Source organism: Frankia sp. CcWB2 (assembly GCF_977927585.1).
Genome location: NZ_CDWRCM010000333.1, coordinates 1 through 2,524, shown reverse-complemented (window position 1 = coordinate 2,524; position 2,524 = coordinate 1). Strand labels below are relative to the sequence as shown.

Annotated in this window: 1 protein-coding gene and 1 pseudogene; both read left to right on the top strand. The window is 69.3% G+C overall.

What is annotated here, in order from left to right; translation table 11 throughout:
• Positions 1–424: 424 nt before the first annotated feature.
• The gene (locus ACY45C_RS21300) at positions 425–1,570 is read left to right on the top strand and encodes a diguanylate cyclase domain-containing protein (protein ID WP_462189332.1); all 1,146 of its coding nucleotides are present in this window, start codon (positions 425–427) and stop codon (positions 1,568–1,570) included.
• Positions 1,571–1,919: 349 nt separating this feature from the next.
• Positions 1,920–2,524: pseudogene (locus ACY45C_RS21295) on the top strand (FtsK/SpoIIIE domain-containing protein); the annotation flags it as partial.

The following is a 2,524-nucleotide window of genomic DNA, read 5'->3' as shown; positions in this document are numbered from 1 at the left end:
AAGCTACAACTCAACTGATCACAAAAGTCGGGTTGGAGTACTAGTCGCGAGAAGGACCGCGAGACCATCAGGCTGATACCGATGATTCTGGCCGAGGCGGGATTCCATATTGTCCGTCGCCGCAGCTGACCGGCTGACCGGCTGACCGGCTGCAGCCACCCTCGCCCAGCGGAGTCACTATCCGCCCGCACCCGCCGCACTCACCCAACCCCCACTCCGCACACCGGTCAGCAAAACCGAAAACACGTATACGAGGAAGCCGGGATGATCGGATTGATCTCACCACAGCAGTCCCGCCCGGCCGCGGGAGCGCGTGACGCGTCGCTCCCACGGCAGACCCACCCGTGTCCAGTACCGCAAGGCAGGTACGTCCAACTCACCTACCCGGCCACCCCTGGACCGGCAGTCGGAAGGAACCAGCTCGGTGCTGACCGACGACGTCGCGGTGGCCGTCCTTGACTCCCTCCCCTCGTCGGTCGCCGTGCTCGGCCCGGAGGGAACGGTGACCCGCCTCAACGAGGCATGGCGCCGCAATGCCGCCACCGGGGTGGCCCTGCTCCCCGTCCGGCCGGGCATCAGCTGGTTGGCGGCATGCGACAACGCGGCCAACTCAGCGGCTCGATCAGCGGCTCGGCCGGCGGAACGAGCCACAGCCCGACCCGCGACCCTGTTGGCCGCCGCGGCGCTCGCCGATCCGGCTGCCCCGGTGCGGGCACTGGCGATCCTGTCCCGGCAGATGATCGACCGACGACGCAAGCAGGCCCGGATCGAAATCCCGAAACCGACGCCACATGGTTATCGTTGGCTCGACGTACGCCTGCGCCCGCTGATCCGTGGTGACGGTCTGATCGTCGTCGTCGACGACGTCACCGAGCGACACCAGCGGGAGGAGGAGCTGCGGCATCACGCGTCGACAGATGCGACAACCGGGCTGGTGAACCGCACGGGGCTGCGCGCGCTTCTCGCTGTCCGACTGGCCGCGGGCCCGCCGGACACTGTGACCACCGTGGCGCCCGGAACAACCCCCGGACACGCCCTGCCAGCCGCCGCCGGCACGGCCATCACAACAGGCACGGCCAAAACCGGGCACAACCGCGGAACGGCCGTTCTCTTCCTTGACCTGGATGCATTTCGTCGAGTCAATTTCTCCTTCGGCTATCCGACGGGCGATGCCGTTCTGGATGCCGCCGCCCGCCGCTTTTCGAAGGTACTCCACCCCGGCGACATTCTCGGGCGCTGGGGCGGGGACGAGTTCGTCATCGTCACCGGACCCGTTACCGCAGCCGAGGCCGCAACCCTGGCCGAGCGGCTCATCTCCTCCCTGGACGAACCGCTGGACGTGCACGGTCATCGGATCAGCATGTCAGTGAGCGTCGGAGTGGCCCTGTCGGCCGGGCCGTCTCCGACCGGCCAGGCGCGCTCACCCGAACCTGCGGTCGGTTTCCCGATCCCGGCCGACGCTGCCGAGGTGAGTGACGCCATGGTGGAGCTGGCGGGTGCGGAGGTGATGCGCACCCGGGCGATGGCACGCACGGCCGGGCGGGAGCATCATCCTTGCGACTCGCCATGAATCGTCATGGTGGTTTCTGCGCCACCACATATTTCGACCACAACACCAAGTAGAAGAACTCCCCGTCGGCCCGTCCCGCTCCCCGCTTTTCCACGCCGTATCTTCCATACATGCGCTTCACCCTCACCGTCCTCGATGCCACCCGGAATTCCAGCACGGACGTACTACTGACCGCCGCCCCGGAAACCCCGCTCCGTGCGGTGGCCGGGGCGATGGCCGCCGCTGTCCGCCCGCATCGGCGTACTCCCACACTGGCGCGGGCCGGGCCCTCGATCAACGTCTCCGGTACCGTCCGTCCACTCGACCCGGAGACGACCCGGCCTCCTCGCCGCTGCGGGAGGGTGCGGTGGTGAGCCTTGATGTCGCGGTGTCCCGGCGGGTCCGCGGGACGGGTCTGGTCGACCTGATGATCATCGGTGGGCCCGGGGCGGGCGACATTCATCACCTGCCGGCGGGTGAGTTCACCGTCGGCTCGGGACCCGGCTGCACTGTCACGCTGGGGGGTCACAGCAGCGACGAGCCCGCGCTGACCATCCGGGTCGAGGTCGGCGGTCGGTGCACCGTCACAGCCGGTCCGGGCGCGGCCGTCGTCGGCGACCACCTATCGTCGCCTGCCAGCACCATCCTGGCCGCGGTGCGGATCGCCCCGGTGACGTTGCTGCTCGTGCGGCCCGCACCGCTCACGGTGCTGACCCGCCCGTCCGTCTCCGCTCCTGGCATGCTCGACGTCAACCGTCCGCCTCGCCTGCATCCGCTGGAGCGGGAGTCCGTCTTCGCCCTGCCGGCCGCACCCGCCGAACCCCGCCGTGTCCCGGTCCCGGTCCTCACGACGGTGCTGCCGCTCGTCGCCGCCCTGGGCATGGCTGCCCTGCTGCGGACAGTCTACGTTCTGCTCTTCGCGGTGCTGGCGCCGGTGAGCCTGGTCGCCTCCGTGGTGAGCGGCCGACGGCGGGA